Origin of the sequence: Paraburkholderia sp. BR10954 (assembly GCF_040965775.1) — a bacterium.
Classification (GTDB): domain Bacteria; phylum Pseudomonadota; class Gammaproteobacteria; order Burkholderiales; family Burkholderiaceae; genus Paraburkholderia; species Paraburkholderia youngii.
Map to the genome: position 1 here is coordinate 1 of NZ_JBFRCK010000133.1, position 3,162 is coordinate 3,162.

At 70.4% G+C, this 3,162-nt stretch carries 3 protein-coding genes and 1 pseudogene; all 4 read left to right on the forward strand.

Annotation, left to right across the window (positions count from 1 at the left end; genetic code table 11):
* A pseudogene (locus AB4Y34_RS41265) lies at positions 1–467 on the forward strand (methylenetetrahydromethanopterin dehydrogenase); the annotation flags it as partial.
* An 11-nt stretch (positions 468–478) separates the two neighbouring features.
* Entirely contained in the window at positions 479–1,699 is a 1,221-nt protein-coding gene (locus tag AB4Y34_RS41270; RefSeq protein WP_368719236.1) for an ATP-grasp domain-containing protein, read from the forward strand.
* On the forward strand, positions 1,665–2,702 hold the full coding sequence (gene mch / locus AB4Y34_RS41275; RefSeq protein ID WP_368719237.1) for a methenyltetrahydromethanopterin cyclohydrolase: 1,038 nt from the start codon (positions 1,665–1,667) through the stop codon (positions 2,700–2,702). The genes AB4Y34_RS41270 and mch overlap by 35 nt, the downstream gene beginning before the upstream one ends.
* Positions 2,699–3,162 (forward strand): RimK family alpha-L-glutamate ligase (locus tag AB4Y34_RS41280; protein WP_368719238.1); only part of this gene is annotated, 464 nt, incomplete at its 3' end. The genes mch and AB4Y34_RS41280, both read left to right, overlap by 4 nt.

Consider the following 3,162-nt stretch of genomic DNA (forward strand, 5'->3'; position numbering starts at 1 on the left):
CCGACGTGACGATCGCGAGCCACACCGACCGCAGTCGCGCGCTCGGCGCGTCGGCCGAACTGAACGAGCGCTTCGGCATCGTCACGAACGGCATCGGCACCACGACGTCCGACGAGCTGCGCGGCGCCCTCGCCGAAGCGGAAATCGCGATTGCCACTGCTGTCGCGGGCGTGCAGGTGGTCGGCCGCGACGACCTCGCGCATGCAAAACGCCTGCTCGTCGCCGCTGACGTCAACGCGGTGCCGCCCGAAGGCATCGCCGGCGTGAACGTGATGAACGATGGCAAGCCGATCGACGGCGTGCCGAACGCGGGCGCGGTCGGCATCGGCGCGCTGGCCATCGGCAACGTCAAGTATCAGGTCGAGCATCGCCTGTTCATGCGCATGCGCACGGGCGGCAAGCCGGTCTACCTGGGCTTCCCGGAAGCCTACGACGAGGCCCGCGCGGTCGCGGCCGGTCTCGGCTGAGAGCGGCCGTCATGAAGCCGCACCGGCCGCTCATGCATGCGCCCATCGTCGCGGTCGTCGGGCAGTCGGCGCGCCTGCTCGCGCAGTCCGCGGCGCGCGCCGGCCTGCATGTCGCCGCGCTCGATATCTTCGGCGACCGCGACACGCGCGAGGCCGCCGAACTGTGGTTCGACATCGGCGGCGGTGATGGCGCGCTCGGGATCGACCGGGCGCGGCTCGTCGATGCGCTTGCGCGGGTCGCGCGGTTGCCAGGATTGCTTGGCTGGATCGGCGGCAGCGGGCTCGAACCTTTGATGCCTGACTTGTGCCGGGAGCCCGGCTTGCCGCGCTTTCTCGGCAACGATGCCAAGGCGATCGCGGCCGTACGCGAGCCGCGGCGTTTCTTCGCGCTGCTCGACGCGTTGCGCATCGGGCATCCGGCTGTGTCGTTCGAGAGGCCCACGACAGCCGAGGGCTGGCTATTCAAGCAGGCGGATGGCTGTGGCGGCACGCATGTCCAGCCCGCCGACTCTATCGACTTGACGAGCGCCTCCGCGCACGGCTACTTCCAGCGCCTTGGCCAGGGCCGCTCGCTGTCGGCGCTGTTCATCGGCGCGCACGGCCGCGCGCATCTGATCGGTTTCGCCGAGCAACTCACCTGCGCTATCGGCGATCTGCGCTTCGTGCATGCGGGCTCGATCGGGCCGATGGACTTGCCGCCAGCGTTCGTTGCGCTCGTGCAGCAAGCGCTCGACGCGCTATGCGCAAGCACCGGCCTCGTCGGCATCAACAGCTGCGATTTTCTGTCGGACGGCACCTCGTTCGACGTGCTCGAAATCAACCCGCGCCCTTCGTCGACGATGGCGCTCTACGAAACCGCGTCGCCCGATGCATGGCCAGCCGGCCTGCTCGCCTGCCACCTCGACGCCTGCCGCCACGGCCGCGCGCCGTCGGCCGCGAGCCTCGCGCTCGCCCGCGCGCCGCGTTGGCGCGCCGGCCAGCGGGTGCTGTTCGCGCAGCGGCCGTTCAACGTCTCCGCGGCGTTCTCCGACGCCTGCCTGCGCGATCCGCAATGCGGCGACGTGCCGATGCCGGGCACCCGCATCGACGTCGGGCAGCCGGTCTGCACGCTGCTCGTGCGAGCGGCGTCGACGGACGCGGTGCGCACCGCGCTCGATGCGCAGCACGAACGCGTCGTCCAACGAATCGAAACCTGCGATGAGCCAGACCATGCCTGCCTCCACGCCCATTGAGACATCCCCGCCCACCGCGCCGCCGAGCGTGAATGCGCTGTCAGAGCGCCTCGTCGCCCGGCTCGTCGATCAGGCGGCACATCTCGGCGTCGCGCTCACTCGCACGCCCGCCGGCACCATGATCGCCGACGCCGGCGTCGACGCCGACGGCAGCCTCGACGCCGGCGTGCTGATCGCGCGCATCTGCATGGGGGGTCTGGGCCGCGTCGCGGTACGCGCGAACTTCGACGCCGCGCCGCTGTGGCCGACGATGCTCGAGGTCAGCACCTCGGCGCCGGTGCTCGCCTGCCTCGGCAGCCAGTACGCGGGCTGGAGTCTGTCGGCGACCAAGGAGCAGACCGGCGGCAAGAAGTTCTTTTCGCTCGGCTCAGGGCCCGCGCGCGCGCTCGCGGTCAAGGAGCCGCTATTCGACGAACTCGGCTATCGCGACCGCCACGAACGCGGCGCGCTGGTGCTCGAAGTGGACCGCCTGCCGCCGCAGGTCGTGATAGACAAGGTGTTGCACGATTGCGGCCTAGCGCCCGAACACCTGACGCTGATCGTCACGCCGACACACTCTGTCGCGGGAACGGTACAGGTCGTGGCCCGCGTCGTCGAAGTGGCGCTGCACAAGGTGCACGTGCTCGGCGTACCGCTCGACGAGATCGTCGCCGGCACGGGCTCGGCGCCGCTGCCGCCGCCCGCGCCCGACGGCATTCAGGCGATGGGCCGCACCAACGACGCGATCCTGTACGGCGGCCGCGTGCATCTGACGGTCCGGCACGACGAGATCGCGCGACGTCTCGCCGACACCCTGCCGTCCACCCATTCGCGCGACTACGGCCGACCGTTCGCGGATGTCTTCACGGCCGTCAACTTCGACTTCTATCAGATCGACCCCGCGCTGTTCGCGCCCGCCGAGGTATGGGTCAGCAGCCTCGAAAGCGGCGCGACCTATCATGGCGGCCAGCTCGACGGCGGCCTGCTGCGCCAACAGTGGGGCGGCGAGCCCGTCGCGCGATGATGATCACAGCGGGCCTGCGCATCGCGATCATGAGCGACGAAACCGGCTGGCACACCGGCCGGCTGAAGAAAGCGTTCCGCGCGCGCGGCGCCGAAGCGCGTTGCGTCGATCTCGCGGATTGCCGCATCGACACCACGTGGCTGCCGCACGGCCTCGTGATCCCGGGCTTCGGCCGCACGCTGCCGGATGCGGTGTTCGTGCGCGGCATCGCCGGCGGCACTTTCGAGCAGGTGACGCTGCGCCTGGGCATCCTGCACGCGCTGCGCGAGTCGGGCGTACCGGTCTACAACGACGCTCGAGCGATCGAGCGCAGCGTCGACAAATCGATGACGAGCTTCCTGCTGCATCGCGCGGGCGTGCCGACACCGGCCACCTGGGCCGGCGAGTCCGCCGCGTTCGCGCAACGCGTCCTGATGCGCGAAGCGGCCGCCGGCCGCAAGGTCGTGCTCAAGCCGCTGTT